This window comes from Scandinavium sp. (assembly GCF_032012665.1).
Classification (GTDB): domain Bacteria; phylum Pseudomonadota; class Gammaproteobacteria; order Enterobacterales; family Enterobacteriaceae; genus Scandinavium.
In genome coordinates this window covers 76,805-99,246 of record NZ_DALZVG010000004.1, presented here as the reverse complement: position 1 = coordinate 99,246, position 22,442 = coordinate 76,805, and the positions used below count along the sequence as shown (strand labels likewise).

The window sequence follows — 22,442 nt, the reverse complement described above, 5'->3', positions numbered from 1 at the left end:
ATTTTGAAGTCATCAGGTTGCCATTCAGCAACACGCAGTTGGGGTAGGTCATGAGGTCATTAGCGGATTTTGAATTTAACAAAGCACCTTTGTGCGACGGTATGATCCTCATCTCTGAACTGATTCGTGACGATTTCCAGGCTCAGTACGTGATTGACGAGCTGGAACAGCTGGTCAGCCTGGCGCAGGAGGAAATCAGCCCTTCCTGGACGGAAACCCGGCAGGTTGAACGTCTGATTGAGCTGTTCTACGGCGAGTGGGGCTTTAGCTCCGCCCACGGTATTTACCGTCTTTCTGACGCGCTGTGGCTCGATAAAGTGCTGAAAAACCGTGAAGGCAGTGCGGTCTCGCTCGGCGCTATCATGCTGTGGGTGGCCCGTCGTCTTTCAATTCCGATGATGCCGGTGATTTTCCCGACTCAGCTCCTGCTGCGCGCCGATGTTGAAACCGGCGAAATGTGGCTCATTAATCCTTTCACCGGCGATACCCTGGATGAGCACACGCTGGAAGTATGGCTGAAGGGTAATATCAGCCCGGTGGCCGAACTCTTTAACGAAGATCTGGATGAGGCGGATAACTCAGAAGTGATCCGCAAGCTGCTCGACACCCTGAAATCTGCCCTGATGGAAGAGCGGCAGATGGAGCTGGCGCTGCGCGTCAGCGAAGCGCTGCTGCAGTTTAATCCGGAAGACCCTTATGAAATCCGCGATCGCGGCCTGATCTACGCTCAGCTGGAGTGCGAACATGTTGCGCTCAGCGATCTGAGCTATTTCGTGGAGCAGTGCCCTGAAGATCCGATCAGCGAAATCATTCGCGCGCAGATCAACAGCATCGCGAGCAAACACATAACCTTGCATTAACCGGAAAGAATCCGATTAACCCCTGATAAGGCGATCCTATGAAACAAAAAGTGGTTAGCATTGGCGATATCAACGTCGCAAACGACCTGCCGTTTGTCCTGTTTGGCGGCATGAACGTGCTTGAGTCCCGTGACCTCGCGATGCGTATCTGTGAGCACTACGTGACCGTGACCCAGAAGCTGGGCATCCCTTACGTGTTCAAGGCCTCTTTTGATAAAGCCAACCGCTCATCCATCAAATCTTATCGTGGCCCAGGCCTCGAAGAGGGGATGAAGATCTTCCAGGAACTGAAGCAGACCTTCGGCGTGAAAATCATCACTGACGTACATGAAGCGCATCAGGCACAGCCCGTTGCCGACGTAGTGGACGTGATTCAGCTGCCTGCGTTCCTCGCGCGTCAGACTGACCTGGTGGAAGCGATGGCAAAAACCGGTGCCGTTATCAACGTCAAAAAACCGCAGTTCGTCAGCCCAGGCCAGATGGGTAACATCGTCGATAAATTCGCCGAAGGCGGCAACGACAAAGTTATCCTGTGCGACCGTGGCACGCAGTTCGGCTACGACAACCTGATTGTCGATATGCTGGGTTTCAGCGTAATGAAAGCCGTCTCCGGCAACTCTCCGGTGATTTTTGACGTGACCCATGCGCTGCAGTGCCGCGACCCGTTCGGCGCCGCCTCCAGCGGTCGTCGTGCTCAGGTCACCGAGCTGGCGCGCGCGGGCATGGCAACCGGTCTTGCGGGCCTGTTCATTGAAGCCCACCCGGATCCGGAACATGCGAAATGCGACGGCCCGTCCGCGCTGCCGCTGGATAAGCTGGAACCGTTCCTGAAACAGATTAAAGCCATTGACGATCTGGTGAAGAACTTCGAGCCGCTGGATACCAGTAAGTAAGTTGCTCAGAAATGAGAAAACCCGCCGCGGCGGGTTTTTTTATGGCTATCCCTTCTCCCTTGAGGAGCAAGGTGAGGGAAAATGTGTCTGCTGCGGCCTGATGCCCTCACCCCGACCCTCTCCCACGGGGAGAGGGAGCAAACACTAAAGGCCATCTTCTCAGACGGCCTTGCTGTTTACCTAGGCAAATATCGTCATCAGATAAGCCACGAACAGCGCCAGGTGTGCAGCACCGTTCAGCACATTAGTACGCCCGGTGGAGAACGAGATGTGACACAGCACCAGCGAGGCGACCATCACAATCATCTCCAGTGAACCCAACGCGAAGTGCAGGTCATTGCCTGTCGCCCATGCAATCAGCGTCACCACCGGAACGGTCAGGGAAATGGTGGCCAGCACGGAACCAAAGAACAGGTTCATGGCACGCTGTACCTGATTGTTAAGCACCGCCTTCAATGCGCCAAGGCCTTCCGGCGAGAGGATAAGCAGCGCTACCAGGAAACCAGTAAAGGCGACCGGAGCGTTGAGGCTGGTCAGCAGCGCTTCAAGCGGATTCGCGTTCATTTTGGTGACAGCGATAACCGCAACCAGATGGACAATCAGCCATATTGCGTGCCACAGGTTGCTGTGGGCGGAAGGCTTGCCATGATGCGGATCGTCGTCGTCCGCTTCGTCTTCATGCTCGTACACGAACAGACTCTGGTGCGTTTTGGTCTGAATCAGCAGGAACACGCCATACATTGCCGCAGAAATCAGCGCGACCAGCAGCGCCTGGCCGGTGGAGAAGTTTGCACCCGGCAGCGCCATCGGGAATACCAGTACAATAATCGCCAGCGGGAAGAGGGCAATCATGTACTGTTTAATGCCGAAAAGGTTCATGTACTGGGTAGCGAATTTGCGCCCACCAAGCAGCAGTGAAAAGCCGACAAGGCCACCGGTGACAATCATAATGATTGAATAAAGCGTATCGCGCATGAGCGTCGGCGCGGCATCGCCTGTCGCCATTAAGGCAGAAATAAGGCTAACTTCGAGGATTACCACCGAAAGGCTTAAAATCAAGGAACCATAAGGCTCACCAAGGCGGTGGGCCAGTACGTCTGCGTGACGAACAACGCTGAATGCGCTGCTTAAAATACCAATTAACGCCAGAATATTAATGCCGATAACCACTGGCAGGGACTGGTTGTGACCAAAGAAAACCAGTACGGCCAGTGCTACGATCGGGAAAATAAGCGACGTCTCCTTGTGGCGGGTTTTGACCGCCTCATGTGCATGTGTCATGAACCATCTCCATTTGTGCAAGTTTTATAATTATAGATAACATAGCGCGATAAAATAGCAGATTTGTTCGATTTTCCCGCGAATGTTTACGGAAGTTTACCCCTTTGCCTGTGGACGTGGATAAGTGGGATAAAGATTAAGTTACGTTTAAATTAAGTTTAAATAACAGCCTGTTAATTGAAAGGATAATGCAATATTTCCTCTGGCTTGCCGTGTGGTATTTCGTGTACCAGGCTTAACGTTTGTCCCCATGCCGGAGAACACCATGCCTTATAAAACCCGCACTGACTTACCCGACAGCGTCCAGCACGTGCTGCCCGCCCACGCTCAGGATATCTATAAAGAAGCGTTTAACAGCGCCTGGGATGAGTACAAACATAAAGAAGAAAGGCGAGATGACGCTACTCGCGAAGAGACCGCACACCGCGTGGCGTGGGCGGCGGTAAAACATCAGTATGAGAAAGGCGACGATGATAAATGGCATAAAAAGAAATAAATGAGCGCGTTTCGCGAATGCGCTAGCGCTGAAGGAATTATTTGACTCTTATTGACACTTTGTTGCCTTGCTATCGGCCCATTCATTGCATATTGTCTGTGGAAGCTGGATACTATTTCAGCAATATAAAAGGAAATCAGTGGTCGCAGGGAAGTTCGCAGTGGTGGAGGTTAAAAGTGTTAACGCGTGATTTCTTGCTGAAAGCCGATTGCAAAACGGCCTTTGGTGCAATCGAGGAATCGCTACTCTGGTCGCCTGAACAACGTGCAGCCTCGCTTGCCGCAACGTTATCCTGTCGCCCGGATGATGGCCCTGTATGGATTTTTGGTTATGGTTCGCTGATGTGGAACCCGGCGCTGGATTACAGTGAATCCTGCACCGGTACGCTCGTCGGCTGGCACCGTGCCTTCTGCCTGCGCCTGACGGCAGGGCGAGGTAGCGCCTGTCAGCCCGGGCGAATGCTTGCCCTGAAAGAGGGCGGCCGCACCACCGGCGTGGCCTACAGGCTCCGCGACTGTGCGCTTGAAGACGAGTTGTCCCTTCTCTGGAAGCGCGAAATGATCACCGGCTGCTACCTGCCAACCTGGTGCAAGCTGGCGCTGGACGACGGGCGTACGGTAAACGCTCTGGTCTTTATCATGGATCCGCGCCATCCGCTGTATGAATCGGATACCAGCGTGCAGGTCATTGCCCCGCTGATCGCAGCGGCCAGCGGTCCGCTCGGTACGAATGCGCAGTACCTTTTCTCGCTCGAACAGGAACTGGTGAAGCTCGGCATGCAGGACGATTGCCTGAATGAGCTGGTAAACCGCGTGCGGCATTTGCTGAACGGTGAAAATCTTCCGCGAACGGCCTGATACGTTCAAGAAAAAGCCCGGCAGCGCCGGGCTTTATGGTTTATGCAGGAACGTAACTGATGGAGTGCTCTAACGACTGGCTGTGGCTGTCGATAAGCACATTCCAGGTACCGCTGTAGGGCACGGTCAGATAAGCGTGCTCCCGATTCTGTACGCTGAGGATATCAGCCTGGTGCTGACTCTCCTGTTTTTTGGCGCTCATCAAATGAATGTGGCAGCGCTCAGAACAGCGCACCACTACCGTATCCCCGCCAAACAGCGTTAAACTTGCTTTTACCATTGCCATTGTCTTTACCCCGTAACCCTAAGCGTTTGCACTCCCTGCCTGCGTGTTCCTGTGCGTGATGTTGTTCACAATTCACACATGGCATCACACCAAAGGGGAAGGGGACGGATGCTGACCTTGATCAAAAAATGCCGTAACGATTAAACAATAATGACAAAGTTCCTGAAACCATTCAGCTAGCGCGATATTCAGGGTTCAAACAGGCGCCAGCAGAAGATTAAATGCGGAAATGACCCGCTGTCGTAGCGAGGTCACCCGCCTGCGACTGCAGAGCACCTGCCGCGGCGGCGGATTCCACAACCAGCTCGGCGTTCTGCTGTACCATCCGGTCAAGATGGATGACCGCGTGGTTAATTTCTTTAATGCCCTGCATCTGCTCGCTGCTGGCAATGCTTATTTCACGAATGATCCCCGATACGCTACCGACGCTGGAGACGATCTCCTGCATGCTTTCCCCGGCCAGACGGACGTAGTGCGAGCCGGTCGCTACGCTTTCAGCGGTGGAGTCGATCAGTGTTTTAATCTCTTTCGCCGCCTGCGCACTGCGGCTGGCGAGATTACGAACTTCTCCGGCGACGACGGCAAATCCCCGACCCTGTTCGCCTGCGCGAGCGGCCTCGACAGAAGCATTGAGCGCCAGAATATTAGTCTGGAAAGCGATCCCGTCGATGACGCTGGTGATGTCACCGATTTTTGCCGAGGCGGTTTCAATAGCCTGCATGGTGTCGATGGCGCTGGAGACCACGCTACCGCCTTTCGAGGCGACTTTGGTGGCTTTTTCGGCCTGTGCGCTGGCGGCGGTAGCGGATTCCGTAGACTGCGACACCGACGCCGTAATTTGCTCCACTGCGCTGGCGGTTTCACGCAGGCTTGAGGCCGCCTGTTCTGTCCGTGCCGACAGGTCGCGGTTACCGGCAGCAATTTCCTGTGCGGCAGTCTGAACTGATGAGGTTGCATCGCGAAGCTGGAGCATTACCTGCGCCAGCTTGTTGCTGAACAGGTTGAAGGCATGGGCAATCTGCGCCACTTCATCATTGCCCGTTTCCGGTAAACGCTGGGAGAGATCGTTGGTGCCGTTGCCGATAGCCAGCATTGCATCGCGAATGGTCAGCAGGCGTTTGAGCATCGCTGCGACCAGCAGGTGCACAACGCCGCCGCCAACCAGCACCAGTACGATGAAGGCAACCGCAGAGGCTTTCAGCAGGGCGTTCATGCCGGAGGTGGCATCGCTGCGATCGAGCGCCACCACCAGCAGCCAGTGTGTGCCGCGTACCGACGTGGCGGAAAAGAATTTCTCGCTCTTACCCAGACTGCCTGAAACCGTTTCTCCGGAAGTCAGCGCTTTTAAGCTCACGCCGGAGATGGCTTCATTCAGCGGTTTCAGGGTCAGTGCCGAATCGCTTGCCGCAATCACGCTGCCGTCGCTGTTCAGCAGCAGCCCGCTGCTGGCGGGCGTCGGATGGATTTCACGGACGTTTGCCACAACGCTATCCATCGTAACGTCCCCGGCGACAACGGCTTTCAGCTCGCCGTTCTCTTTCACGGGAGCAGCGAAGGTCACCACCAGTTTACCTGTTCCTGCATCAACGTAAGGTGCGGTCACGACCGGCGCGTTGTCGTGAAGCACTTGCTGGTACCACGGGCGAACGGTCGGGTCATAATCTGCCGGAACGCCCGTTGGATCGGAGAATTTAGCTGTTTTGCTGGCGTAGCCGACATATACGTTGCTGAAACCGCCCGCGCGGGCCATTTGCAGGAACTGCGGCACCGGGTCGTCGCTCAGCGCAACTTTATCGAGTGAAGCTATCACGGCCATTTTGCTGCTGACCCAGTCCGCTATCGCCATACCGTGGCTGGTACGGGTGCTGATTAACATCTCCTGCTGTGCCTGAAGATTATCGCGGCGGGTGACCTGATAGTTGATGATGGTGTTCAGAAGAAGGGCAACCGCCAGACATCCGGCGGTTGCTGCAATGATGCGCGTGCGAATAGAACGAAACATAATATATTCCTGCTGTGTTGTTTGGCTTGATATCGGCAAGCCGGGCAGGAACTTGATGGTGAAACCGGGTCCATAAGAAAAACATTTAACCGGCGCTTTTTGACTCAAAAAGTTAATACTTTGTCGGCCTCCAGCGTCCACTGTGCGAGCTCCACCAGCGTCCCGATTTCTACGCCATCCGCCAGCACAAGCCCGGTAATGCCCCGGCCATCGGTGCAGGTTTTGCACAGTTTTACTGGCACATTCTGCGCGGTGAGAATTTCCAGCATTTGCTGAATGTTATAGCCTTCCGCCGGTTTTTGGCCGCGTAACCCGGCGGTAACGGCATCCGACATCAGGAAAACTTTCAGTTCGACAGGCTGCTGCTCGCGCAGCGCAATGGCCAGGCGCAGACTATTGAACAGCGATTCGCTGCCGTAGGCCGCCCCGTTGGCGATAATCACAATGCTTTGCATACTCACTCCTTGAAAAATGGTGAGGTTCAATGCTACTGCGAGTCGGGCAGAGAGCCAACCGCTTCCCGGTACGGAGATGATCTGCCGCAGGCTACTGCCCGAAACGGCCAATCAGTCCGGCGGCTGCGAGCTGGTGGCCTTTCAGTTGCTCAAACAGCGCTTCACGCGTTAGCCCCGCAGGCAGCGTGGGCGGTAAAGAGGTGGCAACCAGCGTGAAGGTGTAATGGTGCGCTCCGGAACCCGGTGGCGGACAAGGGCCGTACCAGGCATGAGTACCCGGCGTGTTATTGCCGCCGGTAAAGCCTTTGCCATCCCTTAAGGCGTCCGGCGCAAATCCTGTTGTTGACGCAGGAATGTTATAGGCAACCAGATGGGTCACGCCGAGGCCCTTATTGCCTTCCGGGTCGTGGACGATCAGCGCCAGGCTTTGGGTTTGCGGCGGCACGTTACTCCAGACCAGCGGCGGTGAGCTGTTTTTCCCGGGACAGTTGGCATTTTTTGCGTCGTTTCCGGCATAGGTCCGGTTGAGCAGGGCATTATCGGCGAAGGCCGGGGATTGCAGAATAAACAATTCGCTGGCGCTGGGCGCGCCGATGCAGGCGAACAGTGCCGTGAAAGCAATAATGCCGGGAGTACGATTCATAAGCGCATCTCATGCAGGGCGGGTGGTTTAACTGTAGCTGATGCTTAAGGATCTTCCTGAAAATTACCCTGGTGCTGAAAGGCAGGGTGAAAACCGTTAAAATTACAGGAGATTGCTGATTTTTAAGGAACCCGGCTGCGTTTTGAAGTCTTTGTTGTCACGTCCTGAACTGCTGTTCTGTTTACTCTTGCCTGTCGCAGGAGGTGCTTCAGGTGCCCGCCAGAACTTTGTCGAACAGGCCAAAAATCCTTTTGACACAACCCCGGAGACGCTGCCGACTCTCGGCATTGTCACGGATAATGACGAGGGTGAAAAGCACCTCGCCGAAATGATGAAAGCCTTTGGCGAAGCCAGCATGCAGGATAACGGGCTGGATGCCAGCGACCAGGCGCGTCTGTTTGCCATCGAAAAACTCAGCCATCAGCTTAATGATGAAGTGAATCAACAGCTCGATGCGTGGCTCTCGCCCTGGGGCAATGCTTCCGCCGATCTGCGGGTAAATGGTGAAGGAAAGTTCACCGGCAGTCACGGCAGCTGGTTTGTTCCGCTTGAGGACAACAGCCGCTACCTGACCTGGAGCCAGGTGGGCGTCACTCAGCAGGATGATGGACTTGTCAGCAGTCTCGGCCTTGGACAACGCTGGATTGCCGGTGACTGGCGGCTGGGCTATAACACCTTTTATGACGTGCAGCCCGGTGACAACCTTCAGCGCGGCGGCCTGGGCGCGGAAGCCTGGGGCCAATACTTGCGCCTGTCTGCGAATTACTATCAGCCGTTCAGCAACTGGCGGGACGACAGCGACACGATGGAGAGCCGGATGGCGCGCGGCTACGATCTCACCGCCCAGGCGCGCCTGCCGTTTTACCGTTATCTCAACACCAGCGTCAGCTTTGAGCAGTACTACGGCGACAGCGTCGACCTGTTCCATTCAGGCACCGGCTATCACAATCCGCTGGCTGTCTCGCTCGGGCTGGCTTATACCCCGGTGCCGTTGATGACGTTTTCTGCAGAACACAAGCAGGGGGAAAGCGGCGTCAGCCAGAATAACCTCGGTATGAAGCTCAACTATCGTTTTGGCGTACCGCTGAAGAAGCAGCTTGAGGCCAGCGAAGTGGCGGCCTTTACCTCGCTGCGTGGCAGCCGCTACGACAGCCCGGAACGCAGTGATTTACCCGTTGTGGAATACCGTCAACGTAAAACCCTGAGCGTATTTCTTGCTACGCCGCCATGGGATCTTCAGCCCGGAGAAAGCGTGGCGCTGAAGCTGCAGGTGCGGAGTCGATACCGCATTAAGTCGGTGAGCTGGCAGGGTGACAGTCAGAAGCTGAGCCTGACCCGGCCGGAAAACAGCAACAGCACCGACGGCTGGACGGTAATTATGCCTGCCTGGGATTACAGCGATGGCGCGCAGAATCGCTGGCGCTTGTCGGTGGTGGTGGAGGATGAAAAGGGGCAACGCGTGTCGTCGAATACGATTACGTTGGCGCTGACGGAGCCGCTGGTCACGTTCCCTGCGGCGACGTCAGATTCGCTGCTGGTGCCTTAGAAAATGCGTTCCTGATGTACCCACACCGCCGCTTCAACGCGGGATTTAAGCTTCATCTTTTTCAGCATATGCTTCACGTGCACTTTGACCGTACTCTCGGTGATATCAAGGCGACGGGCGATCATTTTGTTCGGCAGACCCTGAGCAATCAGCTTCAGGATGTCGCGCTCGCGTGGCGTCAACTGGTTGATGTCCCTGTCTGACGTTGCACGGTTGGCGCGCAGGCTGGCGGCAAGCACCGGGGTCAGCGCTTCGCTCAGTACCATTTCGCCCGCGGCGGCCTGATGCAGCGCCTTCAGCAAATCTTCCGGTTCCATATCTTTCAACAGGTAGCCATCCGCGCCGCGCTTAAGAGCGGTCACCACATCTTCTTCATGGTTGGATACGCTGAACACGACCACGCGGCCAGAAAGCGATTTCTCACGCAGTTTGTCGAGGGTTTCAAGACCGTTCATACCGGGCATATTCAGATCGAGCAGCACCAGATCCGGGTCGAGGGACTCTGCAAGCTCGATGCCCTGTTCGCCGTTGCTGGCCTCGCCGACCACCAGAAGATCGGGCGCCATGCTGATCAGCTGCTTGACGCCGGTGCGCAGCATGGGGTGATCGTCAATTAACAGGATGGTGGCGCGTTCCTGATTACTCATGGGTGTCTCCTTGGGGTTGTGGACGCGGCTTTTCAGGAATGAAAGAGACGACAACTTCGGTGCCTCCGGATTCCCGACGTCTGACCTGGCAGTCGCCGCGTAGACTCTGCGCGCGGTCGCGCATGATGATTAAGCCGTAATGATTTTGCCGTTCGGCCTGGTCCGGCACGCCGCGGCCATTATCGGCTACGACCAGGCGCACCTGGTTGTCATGCTGCGCCACCGATACGGTGACGGCGGTGGCTTCGGCGTGCTTGAGCGCATTGCTCAGAGCCTCGCGGGCAATCTGTAGGGCATGAATGGCCTGATGCGAAGGCACAAAGCGGGGCGGTAACTGGTAGTCGAGCTGCACCGGGAAGCCGAAACGGGCGCTGTACTCTTCGCAGCTTGCTTCAAGGGCAGGGCGCAGGCCCGGCTCGGTTAACTGTAGTCGGAACGTAGTCAGCAACTCCCGCAGCTGAGCCCACGATGTGTTCAGCTCATTGCGTATTTGGCTCAGCAGCTGGCGGCTTTCATCCGGCAGCTCATCCCCCTGCATTTGCAGGCAACTGACCTGCATCTTCATGCAGGAGAGCGACTGGGCTATCGAGTCATGGAGCTCGCGGGCGATAGTGGCACGCTCCTCCATGACGATAAGCTGGTGCTGTCGTTCTTGCTGCCTGTCGAGGGCAAGCGTTGCGGTCAGCTGTTCAACCAATGTGTCAACCAACTGCTGCTGATCGTGGCTCAGGTGGCGACCTGCGGGCAGAGTGGCAAGCAGGATACCGTACTGATTATGCGCATCGGTCAGCCGCCATTTCAGCGTCATGCCGCCGCCGGGCAGGGAGGGAAGATTGCGCGGGCAGAGATAGCAGCCTTTGTCATCGCAGTCGATTTCTGAATGACAGCTAAACTCCTGATGGTTTTCTTCATCTTCCATATCGTAGACCCGCACTTCGATATCGCGCAGCAGCGTCAGGCCCTGAAGGCCATTGAGTACCGGGGAGATGCGTTCGCACAGCGGTGCCTGAGAGTGAAGGCGGCGGTTGGCCTGCCAGAGGAAGGCGAGAATTTCGTTTTTATGCTCGAGATTCGCGGTTTTTTCCTGTACCCGCTGCTCCAGCACGGCGTAGCTTTCCGCCAGCTCTTTCGACATGTTATTCAGCGCCATGCCGAGCGTTGCCATTTCGTTACGGCCGCTGATTCTGGCGCGTTGGGTAAAATCACGCTGGCTGACGGCACGCGCCATGCGCAACAGCTGTTCCCACGGGTGCAGCAGACGTGCGCGCAGCCAGACGATGGTAAAGATTAATAGCAGCGCCATGCACAGCGCCATCATCCGGTGTACCCACACTACGTGCTGAATACGCTTTTCAGTGGTATGGTCAAACGCGGTGACCAGCATGTCGATGCGGTTTACAAAGCTTGCGACTTCACCGGCCACCTGCTGCTGGCTGCTGGCTCGCTTCATGCTCGGGGCCAGCTCGGCCTGCCAGTAGCGCTGCAGGGCCACGAGCTGATGCTGCTGGCCATCGCGGCGGGCGGATTCAATCAGCTCCGGGCTGGTGACCGTCCGGTTCATCTCATCGAACAGCTTCTGGTCGGCGTCATGCAGCGGAATGGCCGCCAGCAGGCGATAGCTCTGCATACGCAGGGAGCCTGCCTTATTGATGGCATGGGCGCTGCCCTGTACGCCATGAACCAGGCGGGCAGAGATCGCCATGCCCGTCACGCCAATCGCGGTGGACAGCAAAACGATAAGCGCCAGTTGATTGACCAGCGTCAGCGGGGTAAAAAGACGTTTGAACATCGGCAGCAGGGCTCCTGACCGGGGATACCATCCGGGCGTGTGGCTTATTCTCGGATATCACCTGGAGTATACCCATACCTATAAAGGATTACCTCTTAATTGCCGGGAGTGGCAGGAACTCAGTGGGAAGGGGTTAGACATGCAAAAGCAGCGTGAAAAACCACAGTTTTTTAATTGATTATACGTACTCATTAAGGATGAGGTCGATTTTTCAGGCCGGAATATGTTCCATTTTCCTTTGATTTATATCAACTTACCCTGGCGCGTAAACCCTAATGTGGCTGCATATCACACCATCATTAGAGGTTTATATGAGTCACACTTCCGCTTCGGAAAAGGATAAAGGCGCCGTCATTACTGACTGGCGCCCTGAAGACCCGGCCTTCTGGCAAACTCGCGGTCACCGCGTAGCCAGCCGTAACCTGTGGATTTCCGTCCCCTGTTTGCTTCTCGCGTTCTGCGTCTGGATGTTGTTCAGTGCCGTTGCGGTAAACCTCAATAAAGTCGGTTTCAACTTCTCAACCGATCAGCTGTTTATGCTGACCGCGCTGCCAGGCCTTTCCGGCGCGCTGCTACGTGTACCTTACGCGTTTATGGTGCCTATCTTTGGCGGTCGCCGTTGGACGGCATTCAGCACAGGGATCATGATTGTGCCTTGCGTGTGGCTGGGCTTTGCCGTACAGGATCCGACCACCCCGTTTAGCGTCTTCATGATCATCTCGCTGCTGTGCGGTTTCGCAGGCGCTAACTTTGCCTCCAGCATGGCAAACATCAGCTTCTTCTTCCCGAAAGAGAAGCAGGGTGGTGCGCTCGGTGTTAACGGTGGCCTCGGCAACATGGGCGTGAGCGTAATGCAGCTCGTAGCGCCGCTGGTCGTCGGCATGTCCATCTTCGCTATTTTTGGTGGTAACGGCGTTGCACAGCCGAACGGCTCAACGCTTTTCCTTGAAAACGCAGCATGGATTTGGGTTCCGTTCCTGATCGTCTTCACCCTCGCGGCCTGGTTCGGTATGAACGACCTGTCTGCGTCTAAAGCGTCCCTCAGCGAGCAGCTGCCGGTGCTTAAGCGCGGCCATCTGTGGATCATGGCGGTGCTTTATCTGGCGACTTTCGGCTCGTTCATTGGTTTCTCTGCCGGGTTTGCGATGCTGTCCAAAACCCAGTTCCCGAATGTGAACATTCTGCACTTTGCCTTCTTCGGACCGTTTGTCGGCGCGCTGGCGCGTTCTCTTGGCGGCGGCATTTCTGACCGCCTGGGCGGAACCCGCGTGACGCTGATTAACTTTATTGCGATGGCCATCTTCACGGCACTGCTGTTCCTGACGCTGCCAACCAACGGCCAGGGCGGTAACTTCGTGGCGTTCTTCACGGTCTTCATGGGCCTGTTCGTGACGGCCGGTCTGGGAAGCGCATCCACCTTCCAGATGATCTCCGTCATTTTCCGTAAGTTGACCATGGATCGTGTGAAAGCGCAGGGCGGCAGCGAAGAGCATGCGCTGCGTGAAGCGGCAACGGATACCGCAGCGGCACTGGGCTTTATCTCCGCTATTGGCGCCGTCGGCGGCTTCTTTATCCCGAAATCTTTCGGTATCTCGCTGGATATGACTGGCTCTCCGGCTGGCGCAATGAAAATTTTCCTCGTGTTCTATATTGCCTGTGTGGTCATCACCTGGGCGGTATACGGGCGTAAAACAAAAAAATAAGTCTGACTTTTTGATTATCAGGGCGCGAGAGATTGCGCCCTTTTTTTTGCGTTGAGCGCACCGGGCTCCGCTGCTTTTGTTGATTCATGTCAGCCATCCTTCCCGTCGTCTCACTCCCTAATACCACTTAATAACTATCACCCTGCTGAAGCTCAGTGCTTTTGAATGCATATTGATAAAAACCATTTAAAAACAGATAGATAAAAAATAAAATTCACTAATACTTTATGGGTATCTCCTGGCTTTGCGCACTTTTGCATTCCGGCCCGCCTTGATCGCCATCAATTCTCAACCTCTTTCAGAGGGTTACCTTCGCCGCAATTGTTGCAATGTCGATTTATCAGAGAGCCAACAGGCTCCAAACAGGAGAAACCCGATGAGCAAATTTCTGGACCGGTTTCGCTACTTCAAGCAGAAGGGCGAAACTTTTGCCGATGGGCACGGTCAGCTTCTGGAAACTAACCGGGACTGGGAAGATGGATACCGCCAGCGCTGGCAGCATGACAAGGTGGTACGCTCCACCCACGGTGTAAACTGCACCGGGTCATGCAGCTGGAAAATCTACGTCAAAAACGGCCTGGTAACCTGGGAAACCCAGCAGACCGACTATCCGCGCACTCGCCCAGACCTGCCAAATCACGAGCCTCGCGGCTGTCCGCGTGGAGCGAGCTACTCCTGGTATCTCTACAGCGCCAACCGTCTGAAATATCCGCTGATGCGCAAACGCCTGATGAAAATGTGGCGTGAGGCAAAAGTACAACACCCGGATCCAGTTAACGCCTGGGCATCCATCATTGAAGATGCCGATAAAGCGAAAAGCTTCAAACAGGCGCGCGGCCGCGGCGGATTCGTTCGCTCCTCCTGGCAGGAAGTGAACGAGCTGATTGCCGCGTCTAACGTCTATACCGTCAAAACCTACGGTCCTGACCGCGTCGCGGGCTTCTCGCCAATTCCGGCGATGTCGATGGTGTCTTACGCCGCAGGCGCGCGTTACCTTTCCCTGCTTGGTGGCACCTGCCTGAGCTTCTACGACTGGTACTGTGACCTGCCGCCTGCTTCTCCGCAGACGTGGGGCGAGCAGACCGACGTGCCGGAATCTGCTGACTGGTACAACTCCTCGTACATCATTGCCTGGGGCTCGAACGTCCCGCAGACCCGTACGCCGGATGCCCACTTCTTCACTGAAGTTCGCTACAAAGGTACTAAAACCGTTGCGGTGACGCCGGACTATGCCGAAATCGCCAAGCTGTGCGATCTGTGGCTGGCGCCGAAGCAGGGTACCGATGCCGCGATGGCGCTGGCGATGGGCCACGTCATGCTGCGTGAATTCCACCTCGATAAACCAAGCCAGTACTTTACCGACTACGTGCGTCGCTACACTGATATGCCGATGCTGGTGGCGCTGGAAGAGCGTGAGGGTTTCTACGCCGCAGGCCGTATGCTCCGAGCCTCTGACCTCGTTGACGGTCTGGGCCAGGAACAGAACCCTGAATGGAAAACCGTTGCCTTTAATGACAACGGCGAAATGACCGTACCAAACGGCTCCATCGGCTTCCGCTGGGGCGACAAAGGCAAATGGAACCTCGAGCAGCGTGATGGCAAAAGCGGCGAAGAAGTTCAGCTGCGTCTCTCCATGCTTGGCAGCCACGACGAGATTGCCGAAGTGGGCTTCCCGTACTTCGGCGGCGATGGCACCGAGCACTTTGCCAGCGTCGAGCTGGAAAACATCCTGCTGCATAAGCTGCCGGTAAAACGTATTCAGATGGCTGATGGCACCACTCAGCTGGTGACCACCGTTTACGATCTGACTATGGCGAACTACGGTCTGGATCGCGGCCTCGGTGATGATAACTGCGCCACCAGCTACGACGATGTGAAAGCTTACACGCCAGCCTGGGCAGAAAAAATCACCGGTGTATCCCGTGCGCAGATCATTCGTACCGCGCGCGAATTTGCGGATAACGCTGATAAAACGCACGGTCGTTCGATGATCATCGTTGGTGCCGGTCTGAACCACTGGTATCACCTCGATATGAACTATCGCGGGATCATCAATATGCTGATCTTCTGCGGCTGCGTTGGACAGAGCGGCGGCGGCTGGGCGCACTACGTGGGCCAGGAAAAGCTGCGTCCGCAGACCGGCTGGACTCCGCTGGCGTTTGCGCTGGACTGGAACCGTCCGCCTCGTCACATGAACAGCACCTCCTATTTCTATAACCACTCAAGCCAGTGGCGTTACGAAACCGTAACCGCGCAGGAGCTGCTGTCACCGATGGCGGATAAATCCCGCTACAGCGGCCATCTGCTCGACTTCAACGTGCGTGCGGAGCGTATGGGCTGGCTGCCGTCTGCGCCGCAGCTCGGCACCAACCCGCTGACCATCAAAGCGGAAGCGGAAAAAGCGGGCATGTCTCCGGTCGATTTCACCGTGAAATCCCTGAAAGAGGGCTCGATGCATTTCGCCTCCGAGCGTCCGGACAACGGTAAAAACCACCCGCGCAACATGTTTATCTGGCGTTCAAACCTGCTGGGCTCCTCCGGTAAAGGTCATGAATACATGCTGAAGTACCTGCTGGGTACCGAACACGGCATTCAGGGCAAAGACCTGGGCGTGCAGGGCGGCATGAAGCCAGAAGAAGTGGAATGGGTGGACAACGGCCTCGACGGCAAACTGGATCTGGTGGTGACGCTGGACTTCCGTCTGTCGAGCACCTGCCTGTTCTCCGACATCGTACTGCCGACCGCGACCTGGTATGAAAAAGACGATATGAATACCTCGGATATGCATCCGTTTATTCATCCACTGTCTGCGGCCGTTGATCCAGCCTGGGAATCAAAAAGCGACTGGGAAATCTACAAAGCGATCGCGAAGAAATTCTCCGAAGTCTGCGTAGGTCATCTGGGCAAAGAAACTGACGTCGTTACGCTGCCAATTCAGCACGACTCCGCGGCAGAGCTGGCCCAGCCGCTGGACGTGAAAGACTGGAAGAAAGGCGAATGCGACCTGATCCCAGGGAAAACCGCGCCGCACATTATGACCGTCGAGCGCGACTATCCGGCGACGTATGAGCGTTTTACCTCCATCGGCCCGCTGATGGAAAAAATCGGTAACGGCGGCAAGGGCATCGCCTGGAACACCCAGAGCGAAATGGATCTGCTGCGCAAGCTTAATTACACCAAAGCGGAAGGCCCGGCCAAAGGCCAGCCAATGCTGAATACGGCAATCGATGCCGCCGAGATGATCCTGACTCTGGCGCCGGAAACGAACGGTCAGGTGGCGGTGAAAGCGTGGGCGGCGCTGAGCGAGTTTACCGGGCGCGACCTTACGCATCTGGCGGTGAATAAAGAGGAAGAGAAAATTCGCTTCCGCGATATTCAGGCTCAGCCGCGCAAAATTATCTCCAGCCCAACCTGGTCGGGCCTGGAAGATGAGCATGTCTCTTATAACGCCTGCTACACCAACGTTCATGAGCTGATCCCATGGCGTACTCTGTCAGGTCGTCAGTCTCTGTATCAGGATCACCAGTGGATGCGTGATTTTGGTGAGAGCCTGCTGGTTTATCGTCCGCCAATTGATACGCGTTCGGTGAAAGAGGTCATGGGTCAGAAGTCCAACGGCAACCCTGAAAAGGCGCTGAACTTCCTGACGCCGCACCAGAAATGGGGCATCCACTCCACCTACAGCGATAACCTGCTGATGCTGACCCTGGGGCGCGGCGGTCCGATCGTCTGGATGAGCGAGGCGGATGCTAAAGACCTGGGTATCGAAGATAACGACTGGATCGAAGTGTTTAACAGCAACGGCGCGCTGACCGCACGTGCGGTAGTGAGCCAGCGTGTACCGGCCGGGATGACCATGATGTATCACGCGCAGGAACGTATCGTGAACCTGCCTGGCTCTGAAATTACTCAGCAGCGCGGCGGTATTCATAACTCCGTCACGCGTATTACGCCGAAACCTACCCATATGATTGGCGGCTATGCGCAGCTGGCGTACGGCTTTAACTACTACGGCACCGTCGGCTCTAACCGTGATGAGTTCGTAGTGGTACGTAAGATGAAGAACATTGACTGGTTAGACGGTGAAGGTAATGACCAGGTACAGGAGAGCGTAAAATGAAGATTCGTTCACAAGTCGGCATGGTGCTGAATCTCGACAAATGCATCGGCTGTCATACCTGTTCAGTCACCTGTAAAAACGTCTGGACCAGCCGCGAAGGCGTAGAATACGCGTGGTTCAATAACGTCGAAACCAAGCCGGGCCTCGGTTTCCCGAACGACTGGGAAAACCAGGAGAAATGGAAAGGCGGCTGGATCCGTAAAATCAACGGCAAACTGGTGCCGCGCATGGGTAACAAAGCGCTGCTGCTGGGGAAAATTTTCGCCAACCCGCATCTGCCGGGCATCGATGACTACTACGAGCCGTTTGATTTCGACTACCAGACGCTGCACAAAGCAGGCGAGAGCAAGCATCAGCCGATTGCCCGTCCTCGCTCGCTGATTACCGGCCAGCGTATGGACAAAATCACCGCGGGCCCGAACTGGGAAGACGATCTGGGCGGCGAATTTGAAAAGCTCTCCCGTGATAAAAACTTCGAGAACATCCAGAAGGAGATGTACGGCCAGTTCGAAAACACCTTCATGATGTACATGCCGCGCCTGTGCGAACACTGCCTGAACCCGGCGTGTGTAGCGACCTGCCCGAGCGGTGCGATTTACAAGCGTGAAGAAGACGGCATCGTGCTGATCGACCAGGACAAGTGCCGCGGCTGGCGTATGTGCATCACCGGCTGCCCGTACAAGAAGATCTACTTCAACTGGAAGAGCGGTAAATCTGAGAAGTGCATCTTCTGCTATCCGCGTATCGAAGCCGGTCAGCCGACCGTCTGCTCCGAAACCTGCGTGGGGCGTATCCGCTACCTCGGCGTGCTGCTGTATGACGCAGACGCGATTGAGCAGGCAGCGAGCACCGAGAGCGAGAAAGATCTCTATCAGCGTCAGTTGGACGTATTCCTCGATCCGAACGATCCAAAAGTGATTGAAGAAGCGCTCAAACAGGGCATTCCACAGAGCGTTATCGACGCCGCCCAGCAGTCGCCGGTGTACAAAATGGCGATGGACTGGAAGCTCGCTCTGCCGCTGCACCCGGAATACCGTACTCTGCCAATGGTCTGGTACGTGCCGCCTCTGTCGCCAATTCAGTCCGCGGCAGACGCGGGTGAGATTGGCAGCAACGGCATTCTGCCGGACGTCGACAGCCTGCGCATTCCTGTGCAGTACCTGGCGAATATGCTGACTGCGGGCGACACCGCGCCGGTGCTGCGCGCCCTGAAGCGTATGCTGGCGATGCGTCACTACAAGCGTGCTGAAGCCGTTGACGGCGTGAACGACACCTCTGCGCTGGAAGAAGTCGGTCTGACGGAAGCGCAGGCGCAGGAAATGTACCGTTATCTGGCGATCGCTAACTACGAAGATCGCTTTGTGGTACCGAGCAGCCATCGTGAGCTGGCCCGCGATGCATTCCCTGAGAAAAGCGGCTGCGGCTTTAGCTTCGGCGACGGTTGCCACGGCTCCGATAGCTCGTACAACCTCTTCAACAGCCGTCGTATCGATGCCATCGATGTGACCAGCAAAACGGAGCGTCGGTCATGAAAGAACTGATGATTGTCTCCCGCCTGCTGGAATACCCGGATGCTGCCCTGTGGCAGCATCAGCAGGAGCTTAATGAGGCGCTGGCAGAGTCTGACGTGCTGGCGAAGGAAGATGCCCAATCGCTGTGCGTGTTCGTTCGCGACCTGATGCAAAAAGATCTGCTCGACGTGCAGGCCGCCTACAGCGAGCTGTTCGATCGTGGCCGCGCGACTTCTCTGCTGCTGTTCGAACACGTGCACGGTGAATCCCGCGATCGTGGCCAGGCAATGGTCGACCTGATGGCTCAGTATTCTCAGCATGGGTTAGAACTCGACAGCCGCGAGCTGCCGGATCACCTGCCGCTCTATCTGGAGTATCTGGCTCAGTTACCGCGCGAAGACGCGATTGGCGGCCTGCAGGATATCGCTCCGATTCTGGCACTGCTGAAGGCACGACTGGAGCAGCGCGAAAGCCATTATGCTGTGCTGTTTGATGTGCTGCTTAAGCTTGCCAGCACGGAAGTGGACAGCAGGAAGATGGCGGAACAAATTGCTGACGAAGCCCGTGATGATACGCCGCAGGCGCTGGATGCGGTCTGGGAAGAAGAGCAGGTGAAATTCTTCGCCGACCAGGGATGTGCGGATTCAGACATCACCGCCCATCAGCGTCGCTTTGCGGGCGCGGTTGCACCGCAGTATCTGGATATCTCTACTGGAGGAGAGCGCTAATGCACTTCCTGAATATGTTCTTCTTTGACATTTATCCGTATATCGCCGGGACCGTATTCCTGGTCGGAAGCTGGTTGCGTTACGATTACGGGCAGTACAGCTGGCGTGCGGGATCGAGCCAGATGCTCGACAAAAAAGGAATGAATCTGGCCTCAAATCTGTTCCACCTTGGGATCCTCGGTGTGATTGCCGGTCATGCCTTCGGGATGCTGACTCCGCACTGGATGTATGAGGCCTGGCTGCCGCTGGAAGTGAAGCAGAAGATGGCGATGTTTGGCGGCGGTGCCGCTGGCGTTATATGCCTGGTCGGCGGCGTATTGCTGCTGAAGCGCCGTCTGTTCAATCCGCGCGTGCGGGCAACCACCACCGGGGCAGACATTCTGGTCATGTCCGTACTGGTGATTCAGTGCCTGCTCGGTCTGCTGACGATTCCTTTCTCCGCTCAGCATATGGACGGCAGCGAAATGATGAAGCTGGTAGGTTGGGCGCAATCCGTGGTGACCTTCCACGGCGGCGCATCGGCTCACCTGGACGGCGTAGCGTTTATCTTCCGTATGCACCTGGTGCTGGGGATGACGCTGTTCCTGCTGTTCCCGTTCTCGCGCCTGGTGCATATCTGGAGCGTGCCAGTAGAGTACCTGACACGCAAATACCAGATTGTTCGCGCCCGTCGCTGATCAACGCGCTTTCTGTTCAAGGCCCTGCGAATGCGGGGCCTTTTTCTTTGTGCCCCAGCCCAGATTATTGCCCGCCGCCGCCAGCAGAATGAGTATTCCCCCGAACATCTGCACCGCATTCAGCGTGTGGCCGAACACCGCTGCATCAACCGCAATCGCCACCAGTGGGTAAATAAAAGAGAGCGAGCCAATAATGGGCGTGGGCAGCTTCTGAATGGCGCTGTACAACAGCTGATACATAATGCCCGTATGCACGATCCCAAGCGTCAACAGGATTCCCCAGGGGGAGGCTACAGAAAGGTGGGTAAAGTGGGCGAGCGGTAGCAGCATGACAACTCCCGTCAGAACCTGAATCAACGCGATATGCTGCGGCGGAAGCGGATGAAGCCGACGGGCAATCATCGCCGTCAGGGCATAGAAGAATGCGGCGCCGAGCGCCAGCATAATGCCGGTAAAGAGATGGGCGTTGTGGTGGGTGAGTTCGCTCGACAGCAGAACCACGACGCCCACAAACGCCAGCACCAGCCAACCCCATTTCACCAGCGCGACCCGTTCACCGAAAGCCATTCCCATCAGCACCAGCATAAACGGTTGGGTGTTGTAGACCACGGTCGACATGCCGATGGAAATTTGCCCGTAGGCGGCAAACAGCAGCAGCCAGTTAATCACAAGCGCGATGCCGCCAGCGATCGCCAGAAGCAAGGTTTTACGGGTTAAACGGCTGAAGGGTTGCCTGCTGAGGATAATAAAGAGCAGAAGGGCGACGGCACCAACGGCACATCGCCAGAACACCACGTCGATCACGGGCAGGCCTGAGAGCAACACAAAAACGCCAATTGACCCCGAGATAAGCATTGCCAGGCTCATTTGCCAGATACCTGTATTACGTTCACACATAGACGCCTCCACAGTTGATGGCATTATTGTGTGAAATCCGCTCCTGCGGTTACAGATTTGATATAAGGTAAAAGTGAGTTTTTTCTTTTTTAAATAAGGCCAATACGATGGATTTCCTTATCGATGATATCGACCGGGCAATTATTGCCTGTCTGACGAAAGATGCCCGGGTATCGCTGAAAGTGTTGAGTGCCCACGTCGGGCTGACGTCACCAAGTACCGCTGAGCGGCTCAAGCGTCTGGAAGAGCGGGGCGTCATTGAGGGATACAGCGCCAAAGTGAACCTGGCCGCGCTGGGCTATACCTTGCAGGCGCTGGTCCGGGTCAAACCGCTACCTGGCGCGCTGCTCAAAGTGGAGAGATATCTCCAGGCGATGACGCAATGCATTGAATGCGACAAGGTAACCGGGGAGGACTGCTTTGTGGCCAGGCTGGTCGTGAAGGATATCGCTCAGTTGGACACGCTGCTTGATGGACTCTCAGAGCTGGCGCAGTCCAATACGTCGATTGTGAAGAGTTCGCCTGTTGGGCGGCGGTTGCCTGGGGTTTAAGGGCTGATTTCCGCCCGGTGGCGGCTTCGCCTTACCGTGCCTACGGTGACAGTACGTATTTGTAGCCGGTAAAACGGAGTGCCACCGGGAAAGTATGGCGTGAAAAATCCTTCTCGCTACGGAATGCTAAGTGATTCCAGGCATTGAGTTAGCTGAGAGGCTTTATAAGGAGAGGGTGGCGGGGGAAGGATGACTCGTCGCGAAAGCGACTCACCCTTCGGGTCGTGGCCTGCGGCAACGCTTTCTCACTGCGTTCGAATCGAACCTTAATCGAAGCTTCTCATCCTTCCCCGTACGGAGAAAAATTAGCTTTGGCGTTTGAGATTGAACTGGATGCTTAATGCAGGATGGTGGCGGGGGAAGGATAACTCGTCGCGAAAGCGACTCACCCTTCGGGTCGTTGCCTGAGGCAACGCTTTCTCACTGCGTTCGAATCGAACCTTGGTCGAAGCTTCTCATCCTTCCCCGTACGGAGAAAAATTAGCTTTGGCGTTTGAGAT

At 56.0% G+C, this 22,442-nt stretch carries 19 protein-coding genes and 2 other RNA genes; 11 read left to right on the top strand and 10 right to left on the bottom strand.

Annotated elements, in window-relative coordinates; all coding sequences use genetic code 11:
• Positions 1-50: 50 nt before the first annotated feature.
• Positions 51-860: an invasion regulator SirB1 gene (sirB1, locus tag RTU33_RS05315; RefSeq protein WP_097164353.1), complete on the top strand. Its 810-nt coding sequence runs from the start codon at positions 51-53 to the stop codon at positions 858-860.
• 38 nt (positions 861-898) lie between these two features.
• Positions 899-1,753 carry a 3-deoxy-8-phosphooctulonate synthase gene (kdsA, locus tag RTU33_RS05310; RefSeq protein WP_312625805.1) on the top strand — a complete coding sequence of 285 codons (855 nt, stop codon included), beginning with the start codon at positions 899-901 and terminating at the stop codon, positions 1,751-1,753.
• A gap of 180 nt (positions 1,754-1,933) precedes the next feature.
• On the opposite strand, the gene chaA is transcribed toward kdsA, so the two are convergent.
• Positions 1,934-3,034, bottom strand: coding sequence for a sodium-potassium/proton antiporter ChaA (gene chaA / locus RTU33_RS05305; protein WP_312625804.1), 1,101 nt, complete (start codon positions 3,032-3,034; stop codon positions 1,934-1,936).
• 265 nt (positions 3,035-3,299) lie between these two features.
• Between chaA and chaB the strand changes: the two genes are divergently transcribed.
• Both chaB and RTU33_RS05295 read left to right on the top strand, forming a co-directional pair.
• Positions 3,300-3,530 (top strand): putative cation transport regulator ChaB, encoded by a 231-nt coding sequence (gene chaB, locus RTU33_RS05300; RefSeq protein ID WP_312625803.1) that lies wholly within the window; start codon positions 3,300-3,302, stop codon positions 3,528-3,530.
• Between the two features lie 176 nt (positions 3,531-3,706).
• The gene (locus RTU33_RS05295) at positions 3,707-4,387 is read left to right on the top strand and encodes a gamma-glutamylcyclotransferase (RefSeq protein ID WP_409438223.1); all 681 of its coding nucleotides are present in this window, start codon (positions 3,707-3,709) and stop codon (positions 4,385-4,387) included.
• A gap of 40 nt (positions 4,388-4,427) precedes the next feature.
• Here RTU33_RS05295 and RTU33_RS05290 read toward each other — a convergent pair whose 3' ends face one another.
• From RTU33_RS05290 to RTU33_RS05275, 4 genes are all read right to left on the bottom strand, one after another.
• Positions 4,428-4,673 (bottom strand): DUF1883 domain-containing protein, encoded by a 246-nt coding sequence (locus RTU33_RS05290; protein ID WP_312625802.1) that lies wholly within the window; start codon positions 4,671-4,673, stop codon positions 4,428-4,430.
• Between the two features lie 217 nt (positions 4,674-4,890).
• The gene (locus RTU33_RS05285; protein ID WP_312625801.1) at positions 4,891-6,675 is read right to left on the bottom strand and encodes a methyl-accepting chemotaxis protein; all 1,785 of its coding nucleotides are present in this window, start codon (positions 6,673-6,675) and stop codon (positions 4,891-4,893) included.
• A 104-nt stretch (positions 6,676-6,779) separates the two neighbouring features.
• Positions 6,780-7,130: a DsrE/DsrF/TusD sulfur relay family protein gene (locus RTU33_RS05280; RefSeq protein WP_312625800.1), complete on the bottom strand. Its 351-nt coding sequence runs from the start codon at positions 7,128-7,130 to the stop codon at positions 6,780-6,782.
• A gap of 91 nt (positions 7,131-7,221) precedes the next feature.
• A complete protein-coding gene (locus RTU33_RS05275) occupies positions 7,222-7,773 on the bottom strand; it encodes a YbhB/YbcL family Raf kinase inhibitor-like protein (RefSeq protein WP_312625799.1) in 552 nt (183 codons plus the stop codon).
• Between the two features lie 142 nt (positions 7,774-7,915).
• Here RTU33_RS05275 and RTU33_RS05270 point away from each other — a divergent pair, with 142 nt between their 5' ends.
• Positions 7,916-9,319, top strand: a complete 1,404-nt coding sequence (locus tag RTU33_RS05270) for a YchO/YchP family invasin (RefSeq protein WP_409438222.1) — start codon at positions 7,916-7,918, stop codon at positions 9,317-9,319.
• On the opposite strand, the gene narL is transcribed toward RTU33_RS05270, so the two are convergent.
• Positions 9,316-9,966: a two-component system response regulator NarL gene (narL, locus tag RTU33_RS05265; protein WP_312625798.1), complete on the bottom strand. Its 651-nt coding sequence runs from the start codon at positions 9,964-9,966 to the stop codon at positions 9,316-9,318. The genes RTU33_RS05270 and narL overlap by 4 nt on opposite strands.
• On the bottom strand, positions 9,959-11,755 hold the full coding sequence (gene narX / locus RTU33_RS05260) for a nitrate/nitrite two-component system sensor histidine kinase NarX (RefSeq protein WP_312625797.1): 1,797 nt from the start codon (positions 11,753-11,755) through the stop codon (positions 9,959-9,961). Before narX ends, narL begins: the two co-directional genes overlap by 8 nt.
• A 311-nt stretch (positions 11,756-12,066) precedes the next feature.
• On the opposite strand from narX, the gene RTU33_RS05255 reads away from it, so the two are divergent.
• The 5 genes from RTU33_RS05255 (at position 12,067) to narI (ending at position 20,494) form a co-directional block, all read left to right on the top strand.
• Positions 12,067-13,458: a NarK family nitrate/nitrite MFS transporter gene (locus RTU33_RS05255; RefSeq protein WP_312625795.1), complete on the top strand. Its 1,392-nt coding sequence runs from the start codon at positions 12,067-12,069 to the stop codon at positions 13,456-13,458.
• A gap of 376 nt (positions 13,459-13,834) precedes the next feature.
• Positions 13,835-17,578: a nitrate reductase subunit alpha gene (locus RTU33_RS05250; RefSeq protein ID WP_312625794.1), complete on the top strand. Its 3,744-nt coding sequence runs from the start codon at positions 13,835-13,837 to the stop codon at positions 17,576-17,578.
• Positions 17,575-19,110, top strand: a complete 1,536-nt coding sequence (gene narH, locus RTU33_RS05245; protein WP_312625793.1) for a nitrate reductase subunit beta — start codon at positions 17,575-17,577, stop codon at positions 19,108-19,110. The genes RTU33_RS05250 and narH overlap by 4 nt, the downstream gene beginning before the upstream one ends.
• The gene (gene narJ, locus RTU33_RS05240; protein ID WP_312625792.1) at positions 19,107-19,817 is read left to right on the top strand and encodes a nitrate reductase molybdenum cofactor assembly chaperone; all 711 of its coding nucleotides are present in this window, start codon (positions 19,107-19,109) and stop codon (positions 19,815-19,817) included. Before narH ends, narJ begins: the two co-directional genes overlap by 4 nt.
• On the top strand, positions 19,817-20,494 hold the full coding sequence (gene narI, locus RTU33_RS05235; RefSeq protein WP_312625791.1) for a respiratory nitrate reductase subunit gamma: 678 nt from the start codon (positions 19,817-19,819) through the stop codon (positions 20,492-20,494). Before narJ ends, narI begins: the two co-directional genes overlap by 1 nt.
• Here narI and RTU33_RS05230 read toward each other — a convergent pair whose 3' ends face one another.
• On the bottom strand, positions 20,495-21,391 hold the full coding sequence (locus RTU33_RS05230) for a DMT family transporter (protein ID WP_312625790.1): 897 nt from the start codon (positions 21,389-21,391) through the stop codon (positions 20,495-20,497).
• Between the two features lie 107 nt (positions 21,392-21,498).
• Between RTU33_RS05230 and RTU33_RS05225 the strand changes: the two genes are divergently transcribed.
• Positions 21,499-21,942: an Lrp/AsnC family transcriptional regulator gene (locus RTU33_RS05225; protein WP_312625789.1), complete on the top strand. Its 444-nt coding sequence runs from the start codon at positions 21,499-21,501 to the stop codon at positions 21,940-21,942.
• A 173-nt stretch (positions 21,943-22,115) separates the two neighbouring features.
• On the opposite strand, the gene RTU33_RS05220 is transcribed toward RTU33_RS05225, so the two are convergent.
• A non-coding RNA gene (locus tag RTU33_RS05220) (RtT sRNA) lies at positions 22,116-22,247 on the bottom strand.
• Positions 22,248-22,290: 43 nt separating this feature from the next.
• Positions 22,291-22,422: non-coding RNA, RtT sRNA (locus RTU33_RS05215), on the bottom strand.
• Between the last annotated feature and the right edge of the window lie 20 nt (positions 22,423-22,442).

What these genes read in the sequence shown, in the direction of transcription:
- sirB1 (WP_097164353.1), top strand. Translation starts at nt 51, where the DNA reads ATGAGGTCATTAGCGGATTTTGAATTTAACAAAGCACCTTTGTGCGAC.
- kdsA (WP_312625805.1), top strand. Translation starts at nt 899, where the DNA reads ATGAAACAAAAAGTGGTTAGCATTGGCGATATCAACGTCGCAAACGAC.
- chaA (WP_312625804.1), bottom strand. Translation starts at nt 3,034, where the DNA reads ATGACACATGCACATGAGGCGGTCAAAACCCGCCACAAGGAGACGTCG.
- chaB (WP_312625803.1), top strand. Translation starts at nt 3,300, where the DNA reads ATGCCTTATAAAACCCGCACTGACTTACCCGACAGCGTCCAGCACGTG.
- RTU33_RS05290 (WP_312625802.1), bottom strand. Translation starts at nt 4,673, where the DNA reads ATGGCAATGGTAAAAGCAAGTTTAACGCTGTTTGGCGGGGATACGGTA.
- RTU33_RS05285 (WP_312625801.1), bottom strand. Translation starts at nt 6,675, where the DNA reads ATGTTTCGTTCTATTCGCACGCGCATCATTGCAGCAACCGCCGGATGT.
- RTU33_RS05280 (WP_312625800.1), bottom strand. Translation starts at nt 7,130, where the DNA reads ATGCAAAGCATTGTGATTATCGCCAACGGGGCGGCCTACGGCAGCGAA.
- RTU33_RS05275 (WP_312625799.1), bottom strand. Translation starts at nt 7,773, where the DNA reads ATGAATCGTACTCCCGGCATTATTGCTTTCACGGCACTGTTCGCCTGC.
- narL (WP_312625798.1), bottom strand. Translation starts at nt 9,966, where the DNA reads ATGAGTAATCAGGAACGCGCCACCATCCTGTTAATTGACGATCACCCC.
- narX (WP_312625797.1), bottom strand. Translation starts at nt 11,755, where the DNA reads ATGTTCAAACGTCTTTTTACCCCGCTGACGCTGGTCAATCAACTGGCG.
- RTU33_RS05255 (WP_312625795.1), top strand. Translation starts at nt 12,067, where the DNA reads ATGAGTCACACTTCCGCTTCGGAAAAGGATAAAGGCGCCGTCATTACT.
- RTU33_RS05250 (WP_312625794.1), top strand. Translation starts at nt 13,835, where the DNA reads ATGAGCAAATTTCTGGACCGGTTTCGCTACTTCAAGCAGAAGGGCGAA.
- narH (WP_312625793.1), top strand. Translation starts at nt 17,575, where the DNA reads ATGAAGATTCGTTCACAAGTCGGCATGGTGCTGAATCTCGACAAATGC.
- narJ (WP_312625792.1), top strand. Translation starts at nt 19,107, where the DNA reads ATGAAAGAACTGATGATTGTCTCCCGCCTGCTGGAATACCCGGATGCT.
- narI (WP_312625791.1), top strand. Translation starts at nt 19,817, where the DNA reads ATGCACTTCCTGAATATGTTCTTCTTTGACATTTATCCGTATATCGCC.
- RTU33_RS05230 (WP_312625790.1), bottom strand. Translation starts at nt 21,391, where the DNA reads ATGTGTGAACGTAATACAGGTATCTGGCAAATGAGCCTGGCAATGCTT.
- RTU33_RS05225 (WP_312625789.1), top strand. Translation starts at nt 21,499, where the DNA reads ATGGATTTCCTTATCGATGATATCGACCGGGCAATTATTGCCTGTCTG.